The sequence below is a fragment of the Microbulbifer sp. ABF4_148 genome, from assembly GCF_056158985.1.
This window is the reverse complement of record NZ_JBSWUI010000001.1, coordinates 1,295,867-1,318,862: the sequence shown is the minus strand read 5'-3', so window position 1 is coordinate 1,318,862 and position 22,996 is coordinate 1,295,867. Positions and strand designations below refer to the sequence as shown.

General features: G+C 57.8%; 19 protein-coding genes. 6 read left to right on the top strand and 13 right to left on the bottom strand.

Annotation, left to right across the window (positions count from 1 at the left end):
• Positions 1 to 16: 16 nt before the first annotated feature.
• The 3 genes from ACXAD0_RS05765 to ACXAD0_RS05755 form a co-directional block, all read right to left on the bottom strand.
• On the bottom strand, positions 17 to 1,657 hold the full coding sequence (locus ACXAD0_RS05765) for an MFS transporter (protein ID WP_475087412.1): 1,641 nt from the start codon (positions 1,655 to 1,657) through the stop codon (positions 17 to 19).
• Positions 1,658 to 1,914: 257 nt separating this feature from the next.
• The gene (locus tag ACXAD0_RS05760; RefSeq protein WP_475087411.1) at positions 1,915 to 4,857 is read right to left on the bottom strand and encodes a TonB-dependent receptor domain-containing protein; all 2,943 of its coding nucleotides are present in this window, start codon (positions 4,855 to 4,857) and stop codon (positions 1,915 to 1,917) included.
• 548 nt (positions 4,858 to 5,405) lie between these two features.
• Positions 5,406 to 6,998 (bottom strand): aldehyde dehydrogenase (NADP(+)), encoded by a 1,593-nt coding sequence (locus ACXAD0_RS05755; RefSeq protein ID WP_475087410.1) that lies wholly within the window; start codon positions 6,996 to 6,998, stop codon positions 5,406 to 5,408.
• 302 nt (positions 6,999 to 7,300) lie between these two features.
• Here ACXAD0_RS05755 and ACXAD0_RS05750 point away from each other — a divergent pair, with 302 nt between their 5' ends.
• The 3 genes from ACXAD0_RS05750 to ACXAD0_RS05740 all read left to right on the top strand — a co-directional run bounded on the left by ACXAD0_RS05750 (position 7,301) and on the right by ACXAD0_RS05740 (position 9,814).
• Positions 7,301 to 8,113, top strand: coding sequence for an MOSC domain-containing protein (locus ACXAD0_RS05750; RefSeq protein WP_475087409.1), 813 nt, complete (start codon positions 7,301 to 7,303; stop codon positions 8,111 to 8,113).
• Positions 8,114 to 8,164: 51 nt separating this feature from the next.
• Positions 8,165 to 9,151, top strand: a complete 987-nt coding sequence (locus tag ACXAD0_RS05745; RefSeq protein WP_475087408.1) for a questin oxidase family protein — start codon at positions 8,165 to 8,167, stop codon at positions 9,149 to 9,151.
• Positions 9,152 to 9,262: 111 nt separating this feature from the next.
• A complete protein-coding gene (locus ACXAD0_RS05740; protein WP_475087407.1) occupies positions 9,263 to 9,814 on the top strand; it encodes a thioredoxin family protein in 552 nt (183 codons plus the stop codon).
• 125 nt (positions 9,815 to 9,939) lie between these two features.
• Here ACXAD0_RS05740 and ACXAD0_RS05735 read toward each other — a convergent pair whose 3' ends face one another.
• Positions 9,940 to 10,644 (bottom strand): glutamine amidotransferase-related protein, encoded by a 705-nt coding sequence (locus ACXAD0_RS05735; RefSeq protein WP_475087406.1) that lies wholly within the window; start codon positions 10,642 to 10,644, stop codon positions 9,940 to 9,942.
• Between the two features lie 219 nt (positions 10,645 to 10,863).
• On the opposite strand from ACXAD0_RS05735, the gene ACXAD0_RS05730 reads away from it, so the two are divergent.
• Positions 10,864 to 11,601, top strand: coding sequence for an OmpW/AlkL family protein (locus ACXAD0_RS05730; protein ID WP_475087405.1), 738 nt, complete (start codon positions 10,864 to 10,866; stop codon positions 11,599 to 11,601).
• A 9-nt stretch (positions 11,602 to 11,610) separates the two neighbouring features.
• Here the strand turns inward: ACXAD0_RS05730 and ACXAD0_RS05725 are convergent, their stop codons facing one another.
• From ACXAD0_RS05725 to ACXAD0_RS05685, 9 genes are all read right to left on the bottom strand, one after another.
• Positions 11,611 to 12,384 carry an ABC transporter ATP-binding protein gene (locus tag ACXAD0_RS05725; protein WP_475087404.1) on the bottom strand — a complete coding sequence of 258 codons (774 nt, stop codon included), beginning with the start codon at positions 12,382 to 12,384 and terminating at the stop codon, positions 11,611 to 11,613.
• Positions 12,381 to 13,388: a FecCD family ABC transporter permease gene (locus ACXAD0_RS05720; protein WP_475087403.1), complete on the bottom strand. Its 1,008-nt coding sequence runs from the start codon at positions 13,386 to 13,388 to the stop codon at positions 12,381 to 12,383. Before ACXAD0_RS05720 ends, ACXAD0_RS05725 begins: the two co-directional genes overlap by 4 nt.
• Complete coding sequence (locus ACXAD0_RS05715) at positions 13,375 to 14,250, bottom strand: ABC transporter substrate-binding protein (protein WP_475087402.1); 876 nt, start codon at positions 14,248 to 14,250, stop codon at positions 13,375 to 13,377. The genes ACXAD0_RS05720 and ACXAD0_RS05715 overlap by 14 nt, the downstream gene beginning before the upstream one ends.
• Entirely contained in the window at positions 14,247 to 15,638 is a 1,392-nt protein-coding gene (radA, locus tag ACXAD0_RS05710; RefSeq protein WP_475087401.1) for a DNA repair protein RadA, read from the bottom strand. The genes ACXAD0_RS05715 and radA overlap by 4 nt, the downstream gene beginning before the upstream one ends.
• 98 nt (positions 15,639 to 15,736) lie before the next feature.
• Positions 15,737 to 16,504, bottom strand: a complete 768-nt coding sequence (gene ppk2 / locus ACXAD0_RS05705) for a polyphosphate kinase 2 (protein WP_475087400.1) — start codon at positions 16,502 to 16,504, stop codon at positions 15,737 to 15,739.
• Positions 16,505 to 16,605: 101 nt separating this feature from the next.
• Complete coding sequence (locus ACXAD0_RS05700; RefSeq protein ID WP_475087399.1) at positions 16,606 to 17,643, bottom strand: alpha/beta hydrolase family protein; 1,038 nt, start codon at positions 17,641 to 17,643, stop codon at positions 16,606 to 16,608.
• Positions 17,640 to 18,596, bottom strand: a complete 957-nt coding sequence (locus ACXAD0_RS05695) for an alpha/beta fold hydrolase (RefSeq protein ID WP_475087398.1) — start codon at positions 18,594 to 18,596, stop codon at positions 17,640 to 17,642. The genes ACXAD0_RS05700 and ACXAD0_RS05695 overlap by 4 nt, the downstream gene beginning before the upstream one ends.
• A gap of 14 nt (positions 18,597 to 18,610) precedes the next feature.
• The gene (locus ACXAD0_RS05690; RefSeq protein WP_475087397.1) at positions 18,611 to 18,865 is read right to left on the bottom strand and encodes a hypothetical protein; all 255 of its coding nucleotides are present in this window, start codon (positions 18,863 to 18,865) and stop codon (positions 18,611 to 18,613) included.
• Between the two features lie 116 nt (positions 18,866 to 18,981).
• Complete coding sequence (locus ACXAD0_RS05685) at positions 18,982 to 20,019, bottom strand: MBL fold metallo-hydrolase (RefSeq protein ID WP_475087396.1); 1,038 nt, start codon at positions 20,017 to 20,019, stop codon at positions 18,982 to 18,984.
• A gap of 182 nt (positions 20,020 to 20,201) precedes the next feature.
• Between ACXAD0_RS05685 and ACXAD0_RS05680 the strand changes: the two genes are divergently transcribed.
• Entirely contained in the window at positions 20,202 to 20,816 is a 615-nt protein-coding gene (locus ACXAD0_RS05680; RefSeq protein WP_475087395.1) for a TetR/AcrR family transcriptional regulator, read from the top strand.
• 177 nt (positions 20,817 to 20,993) lie between these two features.
• Positions 20,994 to 22,928 carry an alpha/beta hydrolase family protein gene (locus tag ACXAD0_RS05675; protein WP_475087394.1) on the top strand — a complete coding sequence of 645 codons (1,935 nt, stop codon included), beginning with the start codon at positions 20,994 to 20,996 and terminating at the stop codon, positions 22,926 to 22,928.
• The last annotated feature ends 68 nt before the right edge of the window (positions 22,929 to 22,996 follow it).

Below are 22,996 nucleotides of genomic sequence, written 5' to 3'. Positions count from 1 at the left end.
CTCTGCCGGCCCCGGATCAGGTGGCGAAACCCGACTCGTCTCGCGCTTCCAACTCTCGCTGTATGGTCGTCAAGCGATCGCGATCCAGACGGTAACCACGCAAGACAAATACGGCGATGAAGGCAAATAATGCGGGCACCAGGGTCTGCATCCATACGATACTGTTCAACGATGCTCCGGCTTGCATAGTGTTGGCCTGATAGCCACTCAGGGCCATCGCCCAGAGAATGACCGCCGACGCCAGTGCCCCACCCAGCTTTTGCGAAAAGGTCGCTGCCGAGAAGGTCATTGCAGTGGCGCGGCGGCCAGTTTTCCATTCGTTGTAGTCCGCGGCATCCGCGTACATCGACCAGGTGATGGGTGACTTGGGACCGAGCGCGAGACTGATGAGAATATTCAGCAGAAACATCAGTACAATTTCGCGAGGCCAGTCGGCACTGTCTGCCAGTACATTGCCCGCACCGTCGACCACCTGCACGCTGATCACCCGTCCAAGATTACCCGGTGCCAGTTGGAGCGCACTCCCGCCCTCTTGCACCAGCTGACGCTCCTCCTGAAACCACAGCACACCAGAGCGGTGTTCAAACCAGTGAAATTCTGCGTTGCCGAGACTGGTGCCCTGCTCTCCGAGTAATTGCTCCGCCTCCAGCGCAACTGGCTGCTCCGCCGGAATCGTCACAACACCCGTGCTCTCTGGCCGTGGGATCAGCGCAAACACGACGCTCAGGCAACCCACAATGGCCATGAGCAGCATCAGTAGTTTTGCCTTATCCATGAGCCTCGTCAGCCAGGGAGACAGCAGGCAACCGACCGCATAGGCCGCCATCTGCACGCCGATATAGGCTCCCATCAGGTCGGGACGCTCCACATAGTATTTGAAGTAGTAGGTGGCTGAACTGCCGCGGAATACGATCGTCATCATGATGATGAGCGCGAGCGCAAACAGGATGAGCCATGGGCCATTACTGAGCAGATCGCGAATATCCCGGGCCGGCGTACTGGTTTCTGTTGCCGTCGGCTGTACCCGCTCACGTGTGGAGAAAAAGACCGTAATAAAGCAGACGCTGGCGATCGCACTGTACAGAGCCATGGTCATCTGCCAGCCACGGGCTTCGCTTGCCCCTTCGGCAAAATACTCCGCAAGCCCAGGGGTACAGGCCCCAACGAAGATACCCGTCGCATAGGCGAAGAAAAAGCGCAGGCCAAAAATACTGTTACGCTCCCGTCCGTCGGCAGTGATGACGCCGGCCAGAGAAGAGTAGGGGGTACTCAACACGGTGTAACAGACCATCATGACGAAGTAGGTGGCGTATGCCCAGGCGAGCTTGCCGCCCTCACCCAGGTCCGGGGTACTCATCGTCAGGATTGCCGCACCAGCCATTGGTAGCGCACCGAACAGAAGATATGGGCGGAACTGGCCCCAGCGACTGCGAGTACGATCGGCGATCGCCCCCATGGCGGGATCCGTGCACGCATCTGCGATTTTGGTCACCAGAAACATGGTGCCCGCGGCGGCGGGTGTGATGCCGAAAATATCGGTATAGAAGTATGAGAGGTATGAACCGATAATGATCCAGTAAAAATTGAAACCGGCATCGCCAACCGCATAGCCGAGTTTCTCCCCCAGCCCCAGTTTGGCCGACCTTCCCTGCTGCATCGCTCGCCCCCACTTTATCGTTTTATATACAGGCGTAAACGCCTCCACTATACGGGCTAAGGTGGTCGGCACCGTTCGCTCTTGTCGCGATAACGGACCGCTTCAACGAAAGCGCAGGCGAGAGTGACTGTAGGGCAGCGATTCGACAGATGCCGGGACGGGGAGCGCCTCTGGTTACTGCGATGGACAGACAAAAAAGGGGATGCTCGGCGGAGCATCCCCTTTACTGCGAAATACGACTTTAACGCCAGTCGCTGTTACAGGCTAACGTTGACACCCAGGAAAATGCGTCGGCCGATGGCATCATAAATACTCTCATTGCCATCATAGCCGTCGACATATCCCGGCAGTTCATCGTCCAGCAGGTTGCGAACCCCACCGTTGATGACGATATTGTCATTCAGTCGCTGGCTGAAGTTAATGTCGTGGTAAATCTGCGAGTCCACGAACGCCGGGCTGGTATCCTCGGGGGTATCTCCATTTGGCGATACGTCGAAGCGGGCCTGCTCGTCGACCGCACGCATCACGTACCCAATGCGGGTGTCATTGAAGCTATAGTCGGCAGACCAACGGAACTGCCACTCCGGGTCACCCACTTCACCAGCCTCGAAGTTCACTTCATCCGGGCGATTCTGGAATTCGAAGACGTTCAGCTTGTCGAGATAGTTGGCTACCAACGTTGTGCGCAGGTTACCGTCGATACCGGCAATACTGAGCGGCGCATCGTAACTGGCGCGCAGGTCATAGCCACTGGTCTCCAGTGCCGATGCGTTGACGAAGCCAGAGCGCACCAGTGCGACATCGTTTTGGGCGTTACGATCGACCTGGGCACAGAAGTTCGCGTCCGGACCACCAGATGCATCGACACAGTTATCCAGAATCGACTGCGCGGTAACAGAAATGATCGCGTCGGTGATATCAATCTCGTAGTAGTCCAGCGTCAGCGCCAGTCCATCGACGAACGAAGGCTCCCAGATAATGCCCGCGGTAAAGGAGTCCGACTCCTCGGAAATCAAGTTCGGGTTACCGCCGCTGAGGGTTTCGATGGAGACATTGTCGTTGGCCTGGAAGCCTGCGGGGATACCCAGCGCGGCACAGTTTGCGGCACGATCCGGATCGTTATTGATCTGGTCCGCATCGCAGGGGTCACTGATATTGGCAAAGCCTGGTTGCTGCGGTGAAAACGCCTCGGTAATGTTGGGCGCACGCACGGCCAGAGACTGGGTCGCACGGAAAGTCACATCTTCAATTGGGCTGTACATCAAGCCCGCCTTCCATGCATTGGCAGAACCGGCGTGAGAATAATCGGCGTAGCGCACAGCACCGTCGACGCTCAGGCTGTTAACACCGGGCATACCTGCCAGCAACGGTACATTGATCTCCAGGAAGCCCTCGGTTACATCGAACTCACCAAATGAATCGGGGGTTGCCGCAGAGCCCAGCAACAGATTCTGCTTGCGGAGCGCATCGACTTGTTGCTCGGAGGTTTCTTCGCGGTACTCGAAACCCGCGGCAATGCCGACAGCCCCGCCCGGCAAAGTCAGGAACTCGGCCGTGTCAAACGCCACAAAACCGGAGTAAACCTTTTGCTCCACGATGGAGGTATCGGAAATCGGGGTAGAGATGAAAGCAAGGCTCTCTGGACTGCTGGAACGACCAAACGGGTTATAAGGCACACAGTTCGCGGCATTGGTTGCGGCCGGATCCGTGTAATCGACTCCCTGAGCGCTGGCGACCTGACTGCGGCAAGCGGCCTCACCGGTGGCCGGATCAATCACGGCATCCAGCGCCGCATCCAGATTACCTTCGATCACGGCGGCGGTTTGACGCAAAGTGTTGGTGGTGCGCCCGTAATTGAAAGACAGCTCATAGTCGACCGGCGTGGAGCTCGCCATGAACTCACCCTCAAAGCCACCCACATAGCGGAACAGTTCACGATCATTGTCGGCGTTGCGCGGTACGTCGGCGAGGAACTTGGCTAACAAAACCTGGGTCTGACCGGCGTCCAGCAATGTCTGGCGCAGACCTTCGTCCAGGAATGGATTCTCTTCAACATTGATAGCACGGTTGCCAAAGAAGAAGGCCGGCTGGAAAACCTGGTCGATTTCACTGGTGACATACTTGAACTCGGAGAAGAAGGTCAGCTCGTCGGCAATTTGATAGTTAAACGTAGAGTTGAAAATATTGCGCGTGAGACTTGGCATGACGTTACGATAGTCATCCAGCTCGAAGCAATAGTCACAACCATTGGGGAAGCTGCCAAACGCAAAACTGTTGGTCTGGTCACGCTCGGCCTGAAGGACCGGATTGCCCTGGTCATCAAAAACCCAGCGACCACCGGCACCACCGAACGGATTGATCACACCGTTTTCGTCGATCAATTCTGACACAACACGCGGGACGGCGATGCGGTCCGGAATACCATCATCTTCACCGGTGTCTTCCGGGTTGACGATCGTGCCCCAGTTATCGGTATGACGCAGGTCCGTCACCATGACATCGTCAATTTCTTCCTGTGCGAGGTAGAAGGTGAAGTTGCCTTTTTCATCACTGGTATTGAAGCCCGCGAGCAGGTTTACACCGCGGCTGCCAGAACCCACGCCTTCAACAGACTGGTCTCCGGTCAGATTAATCTCGAAACCTTCGAAGTCGTCCTTGGTAATGATGTTCACTACACCGGACACCGCGTCGGAACCATAAATTGCGGAAGCGCCACCGGTGACAATTTCTACACGCTCGATCAGGCCCGAAGGAATGGTGCCAAGGTCAACGGCAACCGAACCATTGGAGGAACCGACATGCCGGCGACCATCAATAAGGGTCAATGTACGGTCCGCACCGAGTCGACGCAGGTCAGCGAGGCTCAGTCCCGCGGCGGCATTGGAATCAGCGTTTCCCTGCAACGTATTGGTTGCACCAACCGTCGGCAGTTCCGCCAGGGCACTACCCAGGTCCAGCGAACCGAAGTTGGCCAAATCATCCGCGGTGAGTGCGGTCACCGGCGTTGGCTGGGTGAGGTTGCCTTCACGACTGATTCGCGAACCAGTGACAATCACCTCTTCCAGCTGGTCATCGGCAATCCGCTGTGCGTCTGCGCTCGCCTGCTCCTGTGCAATCACCTGCATGGAAGGGATCGCCAGCGACAAAGCCGCGACCCCCATCGTGGATCGAATTGCAGCAGAGATTAGGTTTCTCTTCATTGAATGACTCTCCATTATCTTTATTGGATAAGGTCACTTTTGATCCGACTTTTTGCACAAAACTCTGGCATCCCGTTCGGACCACAGACCCCCAGGCTGCTAACAACCGTTCCTCTCGCACAACAATCACCGACCACAGAAAATTGGAAGATGATTCAAAAAGAGGAACTGTTAACCGGTAGCGCTACGCAATACAGATTCATTCGGTTTTAAATTATGAAAATTTTGTCGCTTAGAGCACATAAATGAGCCCACGAAGTTCAGTTGTGAACGCTTTCAACACGCATTCGGCAGGATCGCAATATCCCAGACCAAAGACCAATCATTGCCTAGTCGCATCGGGAGAAGAAAATTGAAACAAGTCTTGAGAGAAACGATATTGCGGGCTTCGGCGAGGACATCCCGAGCCAACCAGATTCAGAAAATATTGAAAAAAGGAGGCATGAAGTTAGCAGCAGTAACGAGGATCAGCCTCAATAGAGCATGGCCCATTGCGGAGCCAGTGGAGCGAACGATACTGATCTTCGCCCGCTCCACTTTTCCGCGCATTAGATTGCGTCAGAACTTTTTATCCCATTGACCAGGCGCTGAATACCCAGCGGATTACCGTCGCGCAGTGCGGCCGGCAGCAGGCTCTCGGGAAACCCCTGGAAACAGATCGGATGCAGGAAACGCGCAATCGACATAGTACCAACAGAGGTAAACCGCGCATCGGTCGCTGCGGGGAACGGACCACCGTGCATCATGGCGTGACATACTTCGACGCCTGTGGGGAATCCATTGACCACCATCCGGCCCACGCGGCGCCGCAACACTTCCGTAAGGTCGGTGTAATCCGCCAACTCACCCTCCGCACAATGCAGCGTTCCGGAAAGCTGACCATTCAATACTTCTGCAACCGCCAGCATCTCTTCATGGCTACGACAGCGCACCACCAGGGAAGCCGGGCCGAACACCTCTTCCTGCAACGCCGGATTGTTCAGGAAGTCCGTTCCACTGACACCGAACAAACTCGCCTGGCAGCGGAAGCCGGCGGCATCTCCAGCGGTTTCGCCCTCAGCCAACACACTGACACCCGGCTGATCACGCAGATGACCGAGACCGCTCTGATAGCCGTTCAGGGTATTTTTATTGAGCATCACGCCGGCACAAACTCCGGACAGACGCTCTGCCGTCGCTGCCACAAACTGATCCAGCCCTTCACCATCGAGGCCGATGACCAGCCCAGGGTTCACACAGAACTGTCCGGTGCCCAGGGTCAGTGACCCGACAAAGCCCTCGGCAATCGACTTCGCGCGCTCTTCCAACGCCTGCGGCAGCAGGAACACCGGGTTGATACTGCCCATTTCGGCAAAGACCGGAATCGGCTCCGGGCGCTCATTGGCGAGTTTGAACAGCGCCATGCCACCAGCGAGAGAACCAGTGAACCCGACGGCCTTGATACCCGGCGCCTTGACCAGCGTCGCCCCCACCCGATTGCCCGCTCCAAGGATCAGGGAGAACACCCCCGCAGGCAGGCCGCACGCCCGCACGGCTTTGTCGATCGCCTGGGCCACCAGCTCGCTGGTGCCAGGATGGGAATTGTGGCCTTTCACAATCACCGGGCAACCGGCAGCAAAGGCCGCTGCGGTATCGCCACCGGCGACAGAAAATGCCAGCGGGAAGTTACTCGCTCCGAACACCGCCACCGGTCCCAGCGCCTGCTGGAAGCTGCGCAGGTCCGGACGTGGCAGCGGCTGCCGATCCGGCAACGCCGTGTCGATGCGTGCATCCAAATAGTCGCCCGCCACAATGTATTCGGCGAACAGCCGCAGTTGCCCGCAAGTGCGCCCGCGCTCACCCTCGGCGCGCGCACGGGGGTAACCGGTCTCAGCGGAGACCCGCTCCAGTAGTTCGTCACCCAGCGCCATAATCTGGTCGGCACAGGCATTCAGAAATTTGGCACGCTCTGCCGGCGCCAGATTGGCAAACGTGTTGGCGCAGGCGGTAGCGGCCGCTACGGCATCTTCCACCTGGGATTCGTCACCACCGACAAACTGCGGCTCCAGGTTTTCCCCTGTCGCAGGGTTCACGCCGTAAAAAGCATCACCGGTGCCGGCTACCCAGTGTCCTGCAATGAGTTGTTTTCCGCTGACGGTCATTGTTTGCTCCTGTCTCATTATTTAACGCGCACGAGTTTCCGGCGAATGGTCACCGGTGCATCTGTCGTGGTTGGCCGGGTGCATGTCGCCCGGATGCCAGTTGACACAAATTTTATATTGTACGCAAAGATATTTCAGCCCATTCACAAACAATATCATCAAACCTGTAAAATGAAAACGTTTACATTTTTTGGGTGCAGGCCGAGCGCTCTGGGGTTCAGCGCGATCTTTGCCGGATACCAACCCGACGAGTAGACTTCCCACTCCCGTTTGCTCCTCTGCAACCGACAGGCAGGTCACCCGTGCACATCTCCTCGCTGTATCACTTTCCGGTCAAGTCCCTGCAGGGCCACAGTACCCGCGCCCTTCCTCTGGATGCCTTCGGTGCAGCGGATGATCGTCGCTGGATGGTCGTGGACGAGGACAATCAGTTCGTCACCCAGCGTCGACTGCGCAAAATGGCGCAACTGCGCGCCACTACAGTCGGCGACCGGCTGCGTCTGGAGGCAAACGGCGAAGACCGGATTGAAGTCGAAGCTCCCGGCGCCGACGCTGTACGCCGCGAGGTCACCGTATGGGGTGATACGGTGACCGCCCGCGATGCGGGAGATGCACCTGCCGTCTGGCTGAGCCAGCATTTACATACCCCGGTCAGGCTGGTGGCCATGGGTGCCGAGTTTTCGCGACCGCTCGCCGCTCCGCGTCAGGACCGGCAGGTGGGTTTTGCCGATGCAGCCCCGTTACTGGTGATTGGCCAGGCCTCACTGGATGATCTCAACAGCCGTTTGCAGGAACCGGTTTCCATGTTGCGCTTTCGGCCCAATCTGGTGGTGAGCGGCTGCGATCCATTTGCCGAAGACCACTGGCAAACCCTGATCGTGCATTCGGCGTCCGGACCGCTCCGCTTCGATTGCACGCACCCCTGCGCCCGCTGTGCCATTCCCGGCCTGGATCCATTTACCGGCAAGGCCCAGAAAGAACCCCTACGGACCCTCGCCGGATACCGACGCTGGGACGATGGCCAGATTTACTTCGGTATGAACCTGGCACCCAGCGACACGCATTCCGGCGCTTCTCCCATATTGCAGGTCGGCGATCGCGTCGAGGTGTTATAAGCTGGTATCAACCGGGTTTGGCAAGGAACCGCCACAAGGAGAACCTGCAGCATGGGTATTACCCGTCAGTGCGCCGAACTGCTGGAAAGCGCCAGCCGCTTCCATGTCCAGTATGGCGACCGACTCGCCAATCACCTGCCAATGGTACTGATTGCCCTGGATCAACTGGATGCACCAGCGGAGCGCCTGCAGGACGCCTTTGAGCGCGGCGCCAGTCACTTGCCCCCGCGCCCGGTGGCGCCGGTAGAGCCCGTGTCTGATATACGTAACTGCCGGGGTGACAACACACAGTTCGCCAGTGCCCTGCACTACTACGAAACGCAATTACGCCAGCATGGCATCGACCAATGCCTGCGTAGCGAACTGCCCGCGCTCCTGCCCGCTATCGCCTGCTCGGCTTTTCACGGCGCTATTCGTACGGCCTATGGCATCGACGCCGCGCATTTGGAAGAAATCGCGATGGGCCTGACTTACTGGAATCTGGCTTATCAGGAGCTCTCCTGCAGCGCCGCGCGCACGCCGACCCCTGCGGCCACAGTGATTGGCGACGTGGCAAAAAAGTATCCGGAGATACAGGTTGCACCGGGCAACATTGCCGACCATATGCGCGGTGTAACCGGGCAACCCGGGTGGCAGGAAACCCCGGTTCAACCAGAGCGGTTATCTCTCGACGAAATCGCGACGGTGGCTCTACTCGCCTACCGCAGCACAGGCAACTTCACCTTGTTGCACGGTGTTACGGGCTGCCATGCGCTGCGCATTCTTTTACCTTATTGCGAGGATCCGGAACAGGCCATGCGCTTTTTCTGGGAGGGTCTGGTCATCGCGTACCTGAGTACCGGCCCCTTGCCGTTATCGATCCCTGAGGCTGAAAGCGACAGGGAAAGACTCACCGATTTGGAAGTGGACCAGCGGCGGGCCGTATTGCGAGCGCGCGCCCTCGAGAGTGACGACGATCATGTGGTGAAGCTCGCCTATTCGGCGCTCTCCGAGTTTTCCTATTACGGCGATCCGGAATATCTCAAGGTTTTTGGCTGAATCAACCCTGGCTACCGCTCGAAACCGGGTCAGGAAGTTTTCAGAGAAATAACAAAATAGCGCAATCACAGAATCGCGTGCTTCCATCATCAAAACAATAAGGAGAACCCTATGGCCCTGACCCCATCCTCAATGATTCCACTCGGTAGTGCCATGCCTGCATTTTCCCTGCCGGATGCAGCCGGGAAAAACGTCACCTCAACTGAGTTCGAGGGTGCACCGCTGCTGGTGATGTTTATCTGTAACCATTGTCCCTTTGTGAAACATATGGCGGAAGCACTGGCAGACTTCGGACGGGAGTATGCGAAAAAGGGAATGGCGGTCGTTGCCATTAACAGTAACGACTTTGCCGAATACCCGGCGGACAGCCCCGCCAAGATGCAGGAAGAGATTGCCCTGCGCGGTTACACCTTCCCCTATCTGGTAGACGAAGATCAGTCGATCGCCCGGACCTTTGATGCTACCTGTACGCCGGATTTTTTCCTGTTCGATAAAACGGGCAAACTGGCGTATCGCGGGCAGTTTGACAATAGTCGTCCAGGAAACGGGGAGCCGGTTACCGGTGCCGACTTACGTGCAGCCGCCGACGCGATCCTGAACAATCGGCAACCCGCGCAGGAACAGCAACCGTCGATCGGATGCAATATCAAGTGGAAAACCTGAGTATTTGATAAACGCTCGGGAAAGGGCAAAGGGGGCCAAGGGGGCTAAACAGGCTGAGAGCGCGACAGGGGCGACAGAAAATGTCGCCCCTGTCGCCCCAGGACGGGAGAATATTGGTCCGGCCTTTAGCCGCGACGCAGGAACTCCACCATCCACTTGGCGACAACGGACTCGTGGATATCATTCTGCAGAGAGGCATGGCCTTTCTCTACCAGGTCCTCACCAAAGATCTCTTTGCGCAAATCCATCAGGCTCTTTGAGTAGGGCTTGGTGAATTCCGGGTGGGCCTGGAATGTCAGCATGTGGTCCCCCACCTGCACGACTGCATTCGGGCAGAAATCACTCGAGGCCAGCACGCGGGCACCCGGTGGTACTTCCTGTACCTGGTCCTGATGACTGACCAGCAAGCTGAACTGATCCCGCGGTTCTGACATCCACTCCGGTGTTTCCTGGAACTCGTAGCTGTGTACACCAATACCCCAGCCTTTCTCGGATTTACGAGTTGCACCGCCCAGCGCCTGGGCAATCAACTGATGCCCAAAACAAATACCAATCGTGGGCTTCTTGCGCGCATTCAGTTCCCGCACGAAATCCATCAACGGCGCAATCCACGGCTTGTCTTCATAGACGCCCGTTTTGCTGCCTGTAATCAGGTAGGCGTCTACCTCGTCGATCTCTTTGGGGTAATGGCCACGCTGGACTTCGTAAGTGACAAATTCCAGCGAAGGATCCTGGGCTTGCAGCAGGTCTGCAAACATCTCCGGATATTCGCCAAATTCACCAACCAGCTCCTCGCGGACGTCATCAGTTTTCAAGACGCCGATTTTCATGTTTCACCACCGGTATTGTTATGTCTGTATATCTGTGTGCCACCTTCGGGCAGAGTGCCCGTGGCGCCGGCATTATGACACACTGTCAGGCGCTGTCAGCTTACCGAAGTGACGCGTCCAGTCACCCGATATGCGGGACGAGGAATCCCATCACCAGAGCCTGTGACTACACTGAATCCGACGCTCTAAATTCGGGATACTCCCGATGGGAAAAGGGACATGAAAGGATTCGGCCTGGCAGCCGCGCTGTGCGCCTTGTTACTGGGCAGTGGACCGGCACTTGCGGAATACAAGCAGGGCACCCTGATCGGCCGCATTGGCGCCGGAGAGGTTAATCCCGACGATGATTCCGGGTGGTTGCGCCTCGATGGGGTCGCTTTGCCCGACACCCGGGTTTATGTGGATTCGGGCCAGGCAGCAACCTTTACCGGCACCTGGCTGTTTGCTGACCACTGGGGGCTGGGGCTGCTGGCCGCGACGCCTTTCGAGCACGACCTGGACGTGCGCGGTCTTCCCGACCCGGCCGGCGGACCCCCACTGGGCCGTGTTTCCCTGGGAGATATCGAGCACCTGCCACCGACACTCACCGTGCAATGGTTCCCGGTCTGTACCGAGTCATGGGTACAACCCTATGTCGGGCTCGGGGTGAACTACACCACGTTTATGGATGAGAGTATCAGCCGTCAGGCGCAGGCCTATTTCGAGACTGCCCTTGGCGCAACGTCACGCGCGCGACTGGATCTGGATGACTCCTGGGGACTGGCCGGCGAAGTCGGCGTCGATGTCTCTTTCGGGCAGCACAGCCGCTGGCTGTTCAATGCCGCCATCTGGTATCTGGACATCGACACCGATGCCGATATTCGCTTCCGCAATGTGAATGGGACGCGCACGCGGATCAAAACCGATGTGGATATCGATCCGTTCGTTTATTCACTGGGGATTGGCTACCGCTTCTGAGCCCCTACATCACAGCAGGTCGAGCGGCACAAACTCCGCTCGGCCATCCCGCCAGCGCATCTCGCTACGCACGCCATACACCGCACCAATTCTCTCTTCGGTAAATACCGCGTGCGGATCGCCTTCGGCGACCACCTCGCCGTGATTCATCAGCACAATCCGATTGCAGAAACGCGCAGCCAGCCCCAGATCGTGCAGGGCCACCACAACGGTGTGGCCGCGCTCCGCCAGCGAACGCAAGGACTGCATCAACTGCAGCTGATGGCGAATATCCAGCGCGTTGGTGGGCTCGTCGGCAATCAGCAGTGGCGGATCGCCCACCAACAAACGCGCCAGCTGCACGCGACGCAGCTCACCGCCGGATAATTGTGTGACCGGCCGCTGGGCCAGCGCTGCGGCGTCGACCAGTTCCAGCGCGTCCCGTACGCGCTGATGACGATCTGCGACACGTCCCCAGGGCAACAGTCCCAGCGCGACCATATCCTCCGCGCACAGACTCCAGGCAGGCGCTTCTGCCTGCGGTAAAAATGCACTGAGTTGAGCGCGCTCACTACGGGATACCAGGGAAGCGCTGTGGCTGCCCAGTGAAATCTCACCGCCCAATGGCGACAGCACCCCTGCGAGCAATTGCAACAGGGTGCTCTTGCCGGCACCGTTCGGACCGACCACCGCGGTTAGCGCACCGGCGGGAAACGCGCACGAAACCTGATTGAGTACCGGCCGCTCTCCGCGCTGGAAGGACAGCTGATCACAGCTCACATCGAGCAAGTTAACGCGACTCACAGCTGACCCTCCCCACGACGGCGAAGAATCAGCCAGAAAAAGAATGGTGCTCCCAGAAACGCGGTTACGGCACCAATGCGCAACTCCTGGGTACCAACGGTATTGACGACCAGAATATCTGCGAGCAACAACAGCAAGGCGCCCGTCAGGGCACTGCCCCAGAGCAAATGTGCAGGATCCTGGCGCACCAGCGGGCGCACCAAATGTGGCACTACAAGGCCGATAAAGCCGATCGTTCCCGCAACCGCAACGCCGGCACCCACCGCTGCTGCAACACCCACCAGCACCAGCAAAGGGAAACGCCGCCCGCCATAGCCGAGTGACGCCGCACTGGTTTCGCCCAGCGCCAACGCGCGCAGGTAATTGCGCGAGAGAAACAGACACGCGGCACCGAGCAACACAAACGGCGCGGCGAGTAACAATTGGTCCCAGCCGCGGTTTGCCAGGGAACCGAGTAACCAGAACACAATTTCCTGCATGGCAAACATGCTCGGAGCGTAATTCAGGGCGAGCGCCATCAGGGCAGAAAGAAAGGCATTGATCGCGACGCCCGCCAATACCAGGCGACTTGTACTGGCGCCGCGCCCCGCCAGCATCCACACGCAGCTCGCGGCCACGAAGGCGCCGCCGATGGCCATCAACGGCAACAGCCAACCGGCTTTCCAGGCACCGCCCCACAGGCTGCCGTAATACAGCAGGACAATCGCCACCAGCGCGGCCCCGCTACTCACCCCCAGCAAGGCCGGCTCGGCCAGGGGGTTGCGCAACATGCCCTGCATGGCCGCCCCACCCATACCCAGTGCGGCCCCGACCAGGATCGCCAGCAAGGCACGCGGCAGCCGCAGTTGCCACAGAATCAGCGCATCACTGGCCTGGCTGTGCCAGCCTTCGCGGACCGCCGCGCCCAGATCAATCGTCACTGGCCCACTGCCCAGCGCGACCAAAACTGCCACGGGCAGCGCCAGCGCAATCAGGGGGAGGAAAAATTTCTTATTCGCCTGCAAGGGAAGCCCTTAACTCACGGTTTAACTCGGTCAGCTCGCGCAACGTGTCTGCCACCACCAGCGCCGGGCAAAAACCCAATTCTGCCGGCAGGCGATAGACACGACCGCGATCCAGATAATGACGCAGTACCGGATGCCGCTCTGCCAGGTGCGCGATGGAATACTCCTCACTATTGCCATACAGCATCAGGATATCCGGTGCTGCCGCAATGACCTCTTCCAGCTGCACACGCTGCAGCTGCCCGGCGCCATCGCGCGCCGCCAGATTACTGAACCCGGCGCGCTCCAGCAGCTCATGCTCCAGCATGCCACTGCCATAGGTAATATTGTTTGCCGAAAGGATCAGCGCCGTCACCGGTTTATCCTGTCCGGGCCCCTGCGACGCAGCATCCAACAGGCGCTGCAGCTTGCCACGCTCACCCTGCAGTTTTTCAGCGCCGCCCACGGCATCATCCAGCGCACCGAGCTGGGCATCCAGTTGCATCAGGCTGTAGGCATTCGGGATTTTTTCCACGCGAATACCGAACTCCTGCAAACGCGCCGCCGACTGCTGCGCACCAAACTGGCCGACCAGAACCAGATCGGGCTGCAACGCCAACAATTCTTCGGCCTGCCCGCGGTTTAACTGCACATGAGGCGGCAGGGGAGCGCGCCGATAGGGCCTGGTGTCAGACAGCCAGGTGACTGAGGTAATGCGTCGGGGCTCTACCCAGTGCAGCAGTATCTGGTCGAGACACAGGTTCAGTGAAGCAATGCGCTCTGCGGGCACCTCTGCGGATTCCGACTGCGCTCGGGCAACAGACGATACCTGCATCGCGAAGCACACGCACAGAACCCGGGCGATCACCCCATCAAGATTCATACGTCGATAGCCGCCAACGCTTCCGCCAGAGTTTTTACCGCGACAATCTCCATGCCTTCGATATCGTTCTGCAGGCGGTTGGCAGCGGGCACAATGGCTTTGCGGAAACCGTGCTTGGCGGCCTCGCGCAAACGCTCCTGGCCATGGGGTACCGGGCGAATCTCTCCGGCCAAACCCACCTCGCCAAAGACCATCAGGTCGCGCGCCAGCGGTCGATTGCGGAAGCTCGACACCACCGCCAGCAGCAGCGTCAGGTCGGCACTGGTTTCCATCACCCGCACGCCACCGACCACGTTAATAAACACATCCTGGTCGCCCACCAATACACCGCCATGGCGATGCAATACCGCCAGCAACATATTCAGGCGGTTCTGGTCGAGGCCCACAGCCACCCGGCGCGGGTTGCCCAGGCTGCTGTCATCCACCAGCGCCTGCAGCTCCACCAGCAGTGGGCGAGTGCCCTCCCACACGGAGGTCACCACCGAGCCGGCCGCCACTTCATCCGCGCGTTGCAGGAAAATAGCCGACGGGTTGGAGACTTCCTTCAGGCCCTGTTCGGTCATCGCGAACACACCCAGCTCGTTCACCGCCCCAAAGCGGTTCTTGTTGGCACGCAGGGTGCGAAAGCGGGCATCGTGGGAACCCTCCAGCAACACCGAGCAATCAATGATGTGCTCCAGTACCTTTGGGCCGGCGAGGCTGCCATCCTTGGTGACATGGCCCACCAGGATCAGCGCCGTACCGGTCTGCTTGGCATATCGGGTCAGGTAAGCCGCGCTCTCGCGCACCTGGGAAACTGAACCCGGCGCGGACTGCACTTCGCTCATATGCATGACCTGGATGGAGTCCACCACCATCACCCGCGGTTGCACATCTTTGGCCGCCAGGCACAGGCGTTCCACATCGGTCTCACTGAGCATCTGCAAATTGTCGGTGGGCAAACCCAGACGCTTTGCGCGCATGGCGACCTGCTGCAGGGATTCCTCCCCGGTCACGTACAGTGCGGGCATATGCTGGGACAGGTGGCACAGGGTCTGCAACAGGATGGTGGACTTGCCCGCGCCCGGGTGACCGCCGATCAAAACCACGGAGCCCGGCACCAGGCCGCCACCCAGTACCCGGTCCAGCTCGGACGTGGAGGTCGGGATCCGCGGCAGTTCACTCAGGTCGATTTCCGAGAGCTTCTGTACCTTGCCGGCACCGGCAGCGCCGGCGTAGCCACTCTGGGCATCGGTGAAGTTGGCCCCGCGGCTATCGCGATGCTCAGTGCCGAAACGCACCTCACTCAGGCTGTTCCAGGCCCCGCAGGCGCTGCACTGGCCGGCCCACTTGGAATAGTCGGCCCCGCACTCATTGCACACATAGGCGGTTTTGCTTTTCTTGGCCAAGTTGGTCCCCCGGGGCTGGCTGGTCGAAATCAGAGCGCAGAGTTTACCGCCCCGGGGCGGTGGGGGAGAAGGGTGAAATGCCCCGGTCGGTAGAGGAGTCAGGCGGCGATCTTGCCGCTCATCACATGGATACCGTCGTAGGGGAAGACGATTTCCGGGTCCGGTTCATCCGCGATCTGGTCGGTCTCGGGGCAATGCACCGTTTGCAGCAGGTGGCGGATCACGTTCAGGCGCGCCTGTTTCTTGTCGTTGGCCTGCACCACAGTCCAGGGCACCACTTCATTGTGGGTCATGGCGAACATCTCGTTGCGGGCCACGCTATAGTCGTTCCAGTGCTTTACCGCCACCTCATCAATCGGACTGACCTTCCACTGCTTGAGTGGATCCTCATGGCGGGCTTCCATGCGCTTTTTCTGTTCGTCTTTGTCGATATCCAGGTAGTACTTGATGATCTGGATACCGGAACTCACCAGCATATGTTCAAACGGCACCACCGAGACCATGAACTCCCGGTACTCGTCCTTGGTGCAAAACCCCATCACCCGCTCCACGCCGGCGCGGTTGTACCAGCTGCGGTTAAACAGCACCATTTCCTGGGTGGAAGGCAAATGGGGAACATAGCGCTGGAAGTACCAGCTTTCGCGATCGCGATCGGACGGTTTGCCCAGGGCTACCACCCGCGTCTCCCGCGGGCTGAGATGCTCGACGATCCGCTTGATACAGCCATCTTTGCCGGCGGTATCGCGCCCCTCGAACAGAATCACAATTTGCAGGTTATGGGCAATCAGATGCCGCTGTAGCACCACCAGCTTGATCTGCAGCTTGCGCAACTCTGCCTTGTAATCGTCGTTGTCTGACTTGCCCATAGTGCCTCCGGATACCGCTTCGGGGTGCAGGCATTACAAATTCAGACACCAATATAGTTTCCGCGAACGCGAACCAGCAGTCACAACAAGGGAAAGTTTGCCTAGCGGTGGGTTATCCGGGCAAACCCTTCAGTCACCTCGTTAACAGTCTCTGACAGGGCTGACACGCGCGCCCGCTCGATACCTTTCAGCTCCGCATCGAGGAAGGCCAGGGTGACCGCATTGGCCATTGTCAGTGCCTGTGCTTGCGGTGCCGCTTCCCGTTCCAGGCGACAGATCAAATTACCGAAGTAATGATCGGTCCCCTCTGTGACCAGCAGGGTATTCAGGCCCGCGGCACCGCGGTCAAAGCTCATCGCGTGCAGGCGCCAGTCCGGGAAAAAGCGGGGTTCCACATCCCAGGTGCCGGTGGTGACCAGCTGCGGAATCGTCATGTTCTGCCAGCTGTGCTCGTCAATCATGTCAAACATGGGGCCGGGCGGGCTGATGGCGACCACCGCCTGAATACGCGCATCGCGCACCTGCAGTCGGGCATTCGAATCGGGCACGGCAAAATCGGCCCCGCCGAGCATCTGCGCGGCAAAGGCGCCAAAGCTGTGTCCGGTGGCGGCCACCCGGCTGCGATCGATGCGGGTGTCGAGCAGGGGATATTCGCGCGCAAGCGTATCCAGCCCCTCGAGGATATTGATCAGGTCGCGGGGGCGCTGTTGCATCACGCCGTCCTGCCCATGGCGCATCGACGCCAGAATTCCGTTCACCATACCGCCCGCGTCGAGATGATCGGGCGCCAGCACCACATAGCCGTGACTGACCCAATGGCGAATGACAGCGTCATAAGCGCGACGGTCGGAAAAACTCCCGTGGGAAAACAACAAGAGCGGAAACCGTTCAGCGGCTTCCGGATAAAACGCGGTGAGCGCCAGCGCCCCATCCGGAGTCATCAGGGAAATTTCCGGTATCACCGTCACCGCATGGGGACCGGGGTCAATGCCATAAATGCGGGACAAATCGGCATCCACAGGCATCGGCTTCGCCTCGGCCAGCACGACCGGAGCCGGTGCGAAAAACAGTGCATAAGTGCCCCACCCGCCGAACACCAGCACCAGCAAGGTCAGAACCAAACGCCGCAACCGTTTCATGGCAACGTCTCCCCATCAATGAAGGCAAGCAGGTCGCCAATCGCACCCTCCTCATCCTCGACCGGCAACAGGTGGCCCGCGCCCGGATAGATGTGCAATGTCACCGGCGCACCGCCGCTTTCGATCAGGTCGCGGAAGCGTCCGGCCTGGGCCACCGGTAACTGGGGATTTTTCTCCCCCCACATCAGCAGCGTCGGCGCCTGTATTTGAGGCAGCACATCGACAGTGTGGGGAGACTTGAAGTCCTGCATACGGCCGATAATGCCGCGGCGGGTATCGAGATTGCGGAACCCGCGGATAAAGCCTGACTTGAACGCATCGCTGGCCCGGTTATCTGCCGTCAGCCAGTCCACGAAATAGTTCAGAGAGGGATCGGGAAGATAACGCAATACCCAGTAGGCACCATCCGGCACGCCGCCACTGTCGGCCTGATCGTGCCCCTCCAATCCGCCGGAGTTCACCAGCACCAGTTTTTCCACTCGCTGGGGATTTTCTGCAGCGTAATTAAACAGGGTCGCGCCTCCCATGGAGGCACCCACCAGGATGGCTCTGTCGATGCCGTGGTGATCCATAAAGGCCTGCAAGGTATCCATAGTGCCCTGCAGCGAATAATCGCCATCGGACGCCAGTGACGACAGGCCATGACCAGGCACATCAAACCGATACACCGGGCGGCTCTGGGACAGTTCCGCTACCCAGCTATCCCACATCCCCATATGGAAAAACATGGCATGTACCAGGATAACGGGGGTCTTCCCCTGATGATCGCGACCGTCGACGCGATAAGCAATTTGAGCAGGACCGGTATCCAGATACGCGACCCCGCTGGCGAAGCCGGTATCCCGCATCGGCTGGTCGCGGTACGCAACACCGCCGTACAGCGCAAATAGCAGTATCAGAACCAACAGCGCCCCGATCAGACGCAACAACCACCTCCAGACGAAAAGAGCCATGATGACATCCCCGTTTACCAGGCAGATGGCGAAATACTGCTTTTATCCCCTGCCGGATTGCATTGTTTTTTCACAATCGTAAGCAACTGCGGCGCCCGACGACCCGCCACAGAAAGCCAATCAAAAAAGATTGCCTTTTCCTGATCACAGATCCAGAACAATCCCGGGGAAAAATGGCTTTTATCAATTTTTTGCAAAAGAATCCGCCCGGCGGACGGAGGGGAAGACATGGCGAAAGGCGGCTCATTGGCCAAGCGCGTTTCGATCACGTGATAACCGAACGCGCCTGTCCACGCGCAGCGGGTTAGCGCACCAGCAAAAAACCTACTCGCTCGTCGCGATTGCAGGAGAAGCCTAGACGAATCGGTCCTTGCGCCAGATAACGTTAGGGCGCTGCCAACAGCGCCGGCTGTTCGGTGCCCAGCGTTTCTCGCCACCAGGTCAACGCCCTGGGCGGCTGCGCGATAGAGACGGCCTCGCCCATCAACGGTGTGACCAGGTGTACCTCGCGGCGCTCGGCTTCGGCCAACGCTCGATCAAGCGGTTCAAACCAGTCGTGTAAGGCCAGATCAAATGTACCGTTGTGGATCGGCAGCATCGCGCGGCCACCCAGGTCCAGATGCGCCTGCACACTCTGCTCCGGCAGCATATGGATTTCACTCCACAGGTCGTTGTACGCACCGGTTTCCATCAGGGTCAGGTCAAACGGCCCAAGGCGTTCACCAATCTCGCGAAAGCCCGGGAAGTAACCACTGTCGCCGCTGAAAAATACCCGGGTTTCCCCGGACTGTATTGCCCAGCTCGCCCACAGCGTGTGATCGCGATCCATCAGTCCCCGGCCGGAAAAGTGCTGTGCCGGCGTGGCGGTCAGTTTGAATGCGCCCACTCTGACGGACTGCCACCAGTCCAGCTCGACGATTTTGTCGGCGGGAATCCCCCAGCGGCGCAGGTGCGCCCCCACCCCCAGCGGGGTCACGAAGCGTTCAACACGATGCTGGAGCGCCAGCACGCTGGCTTTGTCCAGATGGTCGTAATGGTCATGACTGATCACTACGGCGCGCAGCATGGGAATTTCCTGAATGGCCAACGGCAGCGGATGGAAACGCCTGGGCCCGGCCCACTGTACTGGTGATGCGCGCTCACTAAACACCGGGTCAGTCAGTACATACTCACCTCCGAGGCGCAGCAGCACGGTGGAGTGGCCCAGACGATACACGGCATCTGTGGCGCCGGGCGCTGTGAGTTCGGCAGCGGGAATTGGCCGCAATGGTACCGGTGTAGTGGGCGCCGGTGCCGCACGCTCGGCACGGAAGTAGGCCTTGCCGATTTCCCACACATTGGCCGCTCCCACGCTGTAGTCCATATGGGTGTTACGGAACTTTTCCTGCGGTGTGGCGCAGGCGTTGATCAAACTGACCGTCATTACCATGACTCCTGTGACGACTATCCAGCGAATCTTCATTCAGTGCCCTTTTCGTTAACACCAAAAGTAAACTATACGGTGTAGTTTAGGTTTGCCCTGGGAAAAAGTAAACTAGTCAGTGTAAAATTCATTTCGATGACACCGAGCGCTACACTATGGCGCCTGAAACGACCGGATGAACCATGAGTCAAACAAAGCTGACCCGCAGCGAACAGAAACGCCAGGACATTCTCGACGCGGCCAAACAGGCATTCCGGGAACTGGGGGTACAGGGCACCAGTATGGATGAGCTGGCCGCGCGTGCGCAGGTTTCAAAACGCACCGTGTACAACCACTTTGCCAGCAAGGAAATTCTGATCCTGGAGCTAGTCAGTGCCCTGTGGCAACAAGCCACCCAGCCCATGGGCGAATCGTTTGATCCATCCGCTGACCTGCACACCCAGCTCTGCCGTTTGATCGAGGCAGAGATTGAGACCATTTGCAGCCGCGAATACATCGAGCTGAACCGGGTCGCCTTTGAATACTTTTTTCATCGGACGGAAGAACTCAAGGCGGAGATGGAAAAATTCAATGCCTACGAGACCGGTATCAAACTGTGGATTCGTGCGGCTCGCGATGCCGGCAGCCTGGTCCCACTGGATGAGGAAATTGCCAGCGGGCAGATTCACAACCTGATCAAGGGCAGCTGTTTCTGGCCGCAATTCCTGCAGGTGGGCCCGCTACTGGATGCCGAGGAAAGACACGCGCTGGCCGATCGCACCGCGGCGATGTTTCTCAACCACTACCAGCAAACCTGAACTGCTATCGCCGGCACTTTTGTGACTTTCTTGAATAAGATGATCGATCTACCTGAATGTCACATGATGATTTTGGCGAACAGAGCTATTGACGATATCATCGCAGAAAATGGTTGAGGCCCCATCTCGCCTTTCTATTTTATCCATTTCCAAACAACACAATAAACAAGAAAAACCATGCGTATTTTATTTCTGCTATGCAGCCTGGTCGCTCCAACTTTAGCACTCGCGCTGGACAACCTGGAGACATTTGGCCGACTCCCTGTTGTTAAGAGCTTCCAGATCTCACCAGATGGCGATCGGATCGCCTACCTGAAGGAAAATAAAGGAAAGTTTTTTATTGTTTCCCAGCAAATAGGAAGTGCAAAAAACCCGCAAATATTTGGTTTCACTGAAGGTGCGATCCGGAGTTTTACCTGGGCCAATAATCAGGTGATTCTGGTAAACGCCACTCAACCCTATTACTCGGAAGCCGATTACGAGCGCTTCACCTTGCATAGGATGGGAATGTGGAACGTCGTTAAGAACAAAATGGAATGGGCGTTCAATTCTTCCAGATTCAAATACAACGTTGCCGCACCCAAGCTCGTCAGCAAACTGCCCAATGATGACAAACATGTCCTGCTATCGTACTACTACAAGGGCACGGGAACCGGAAACCAACTGAATGCGGTATACAAGGTAAATGTATTCTCAGGCAAGAAAAAAGAAATATTCCAGGGCAAGAGTGCTGGAAACTGGATTGCCGGGGATGATGGCGACATCATCCTGTACCGGGAAAAACATAGAAAACTGGATCGCACTCTGACCTATCTGCGATCCAAGGATAAAAACAGTTTTGGCCCAATACGGGTTTCTGGCGGTGATCAGAGTGAATATTTTTACGGCCACACTGTAGGCATCAGCAAGGATCGCAGCAAGCTGTACTACACAAGCACGAATGAAGACAGCGTCTACTTACTTTATGCCGCTCAACTAGAGGGCGACACAATTGGCAACGGCGCACCCATCGGCCCTCTGCAAGATCATGAATTTGATCTGGAAAGCCTGAAGTATGATTACAATACCTCGCGTCTTGCAGGTTATTCTCTCATCAAGGATTTTGAAGAATCACGATATCTCGATAGCCAGCTCCGGCAAATTTATGCCGATTTAGGGGCAACCTTTCCAAACGCAGAAATCTCTTTAACATCTTACTCCGCAGATAAGCGAAAAGTAGTCGCGCGTATATCGGGGCCACAGAACCCACAGCAATACGTTCTATATGACATTACCGCGGGCGCCCTGCAATTGCTCGGACAAGGCTACAATATCGGAGACGATGTTTCTTCACTCGGGAGGGTAGAGTCTTTCAATTATTCTGCGAAGGACGGCCAGAAAATCCACGCCTATTTGACTCTTCCTGCCGTACTAAAAGAACACTCACGCCCCCCTTTAATCGTATTGCCACACGGCGGCCCGGAAAGTCGCGACACCATGGCATTTGACTGGATACGCCAGTTCTATGCAACTGCGGGGTTCGCGGTATTTCAGCCGAACTTCAGGGGATCTTCCGGCTATGGCAACAACTTCGCAGAGCTGGGTTACGGCCAGTGGGGAAAACTAATGCAGACCGATGTTGACGATGGCGTTCAGGCGCTGATCGACAAGGGCAAAGTTGATGCCGAGCGAATTTGTGTCGTCGGTGGTAGCTACGGCGGTTACGTCGCCATGTTTGGAGCGGTTGCCAAACCGGACACCTACAAGTGTGCTGTTTCCTTCGGCGGCATTAGCGAGCTGGGCGCCATGTTTTACCACGCAAGCGAACAAAGTCGCGGCCTAGCCTACTGGGGCATCTCGATTGGCAACGAAAATGATCCAGAAGAGCTGGACAAGTTCTCACCGCTCGAGCTTGTTCACAAAGACATGTCCCCGATCCTTCTGCTTCATGGCGACAAAGATACTGTGGTACCACCATTCCAGTCTGAAAAAATGTTCAAAGCAATCAAGGCAAAAGGACTGAAGCACAGCCGGCTAATCATGCTGAAGGATGAGGATCACTGGTTCAGCAAGGGTGAATCTCGCCATCGTTTTCTCAAGGAGTCACTGGCGTTTATTAACGAGAATATATAGAACAACGCTGGTAATTTTGCGCGACGCATTAAAAAGTCAGCAAACAGAAAACTTCCTTTAGCTTAGAG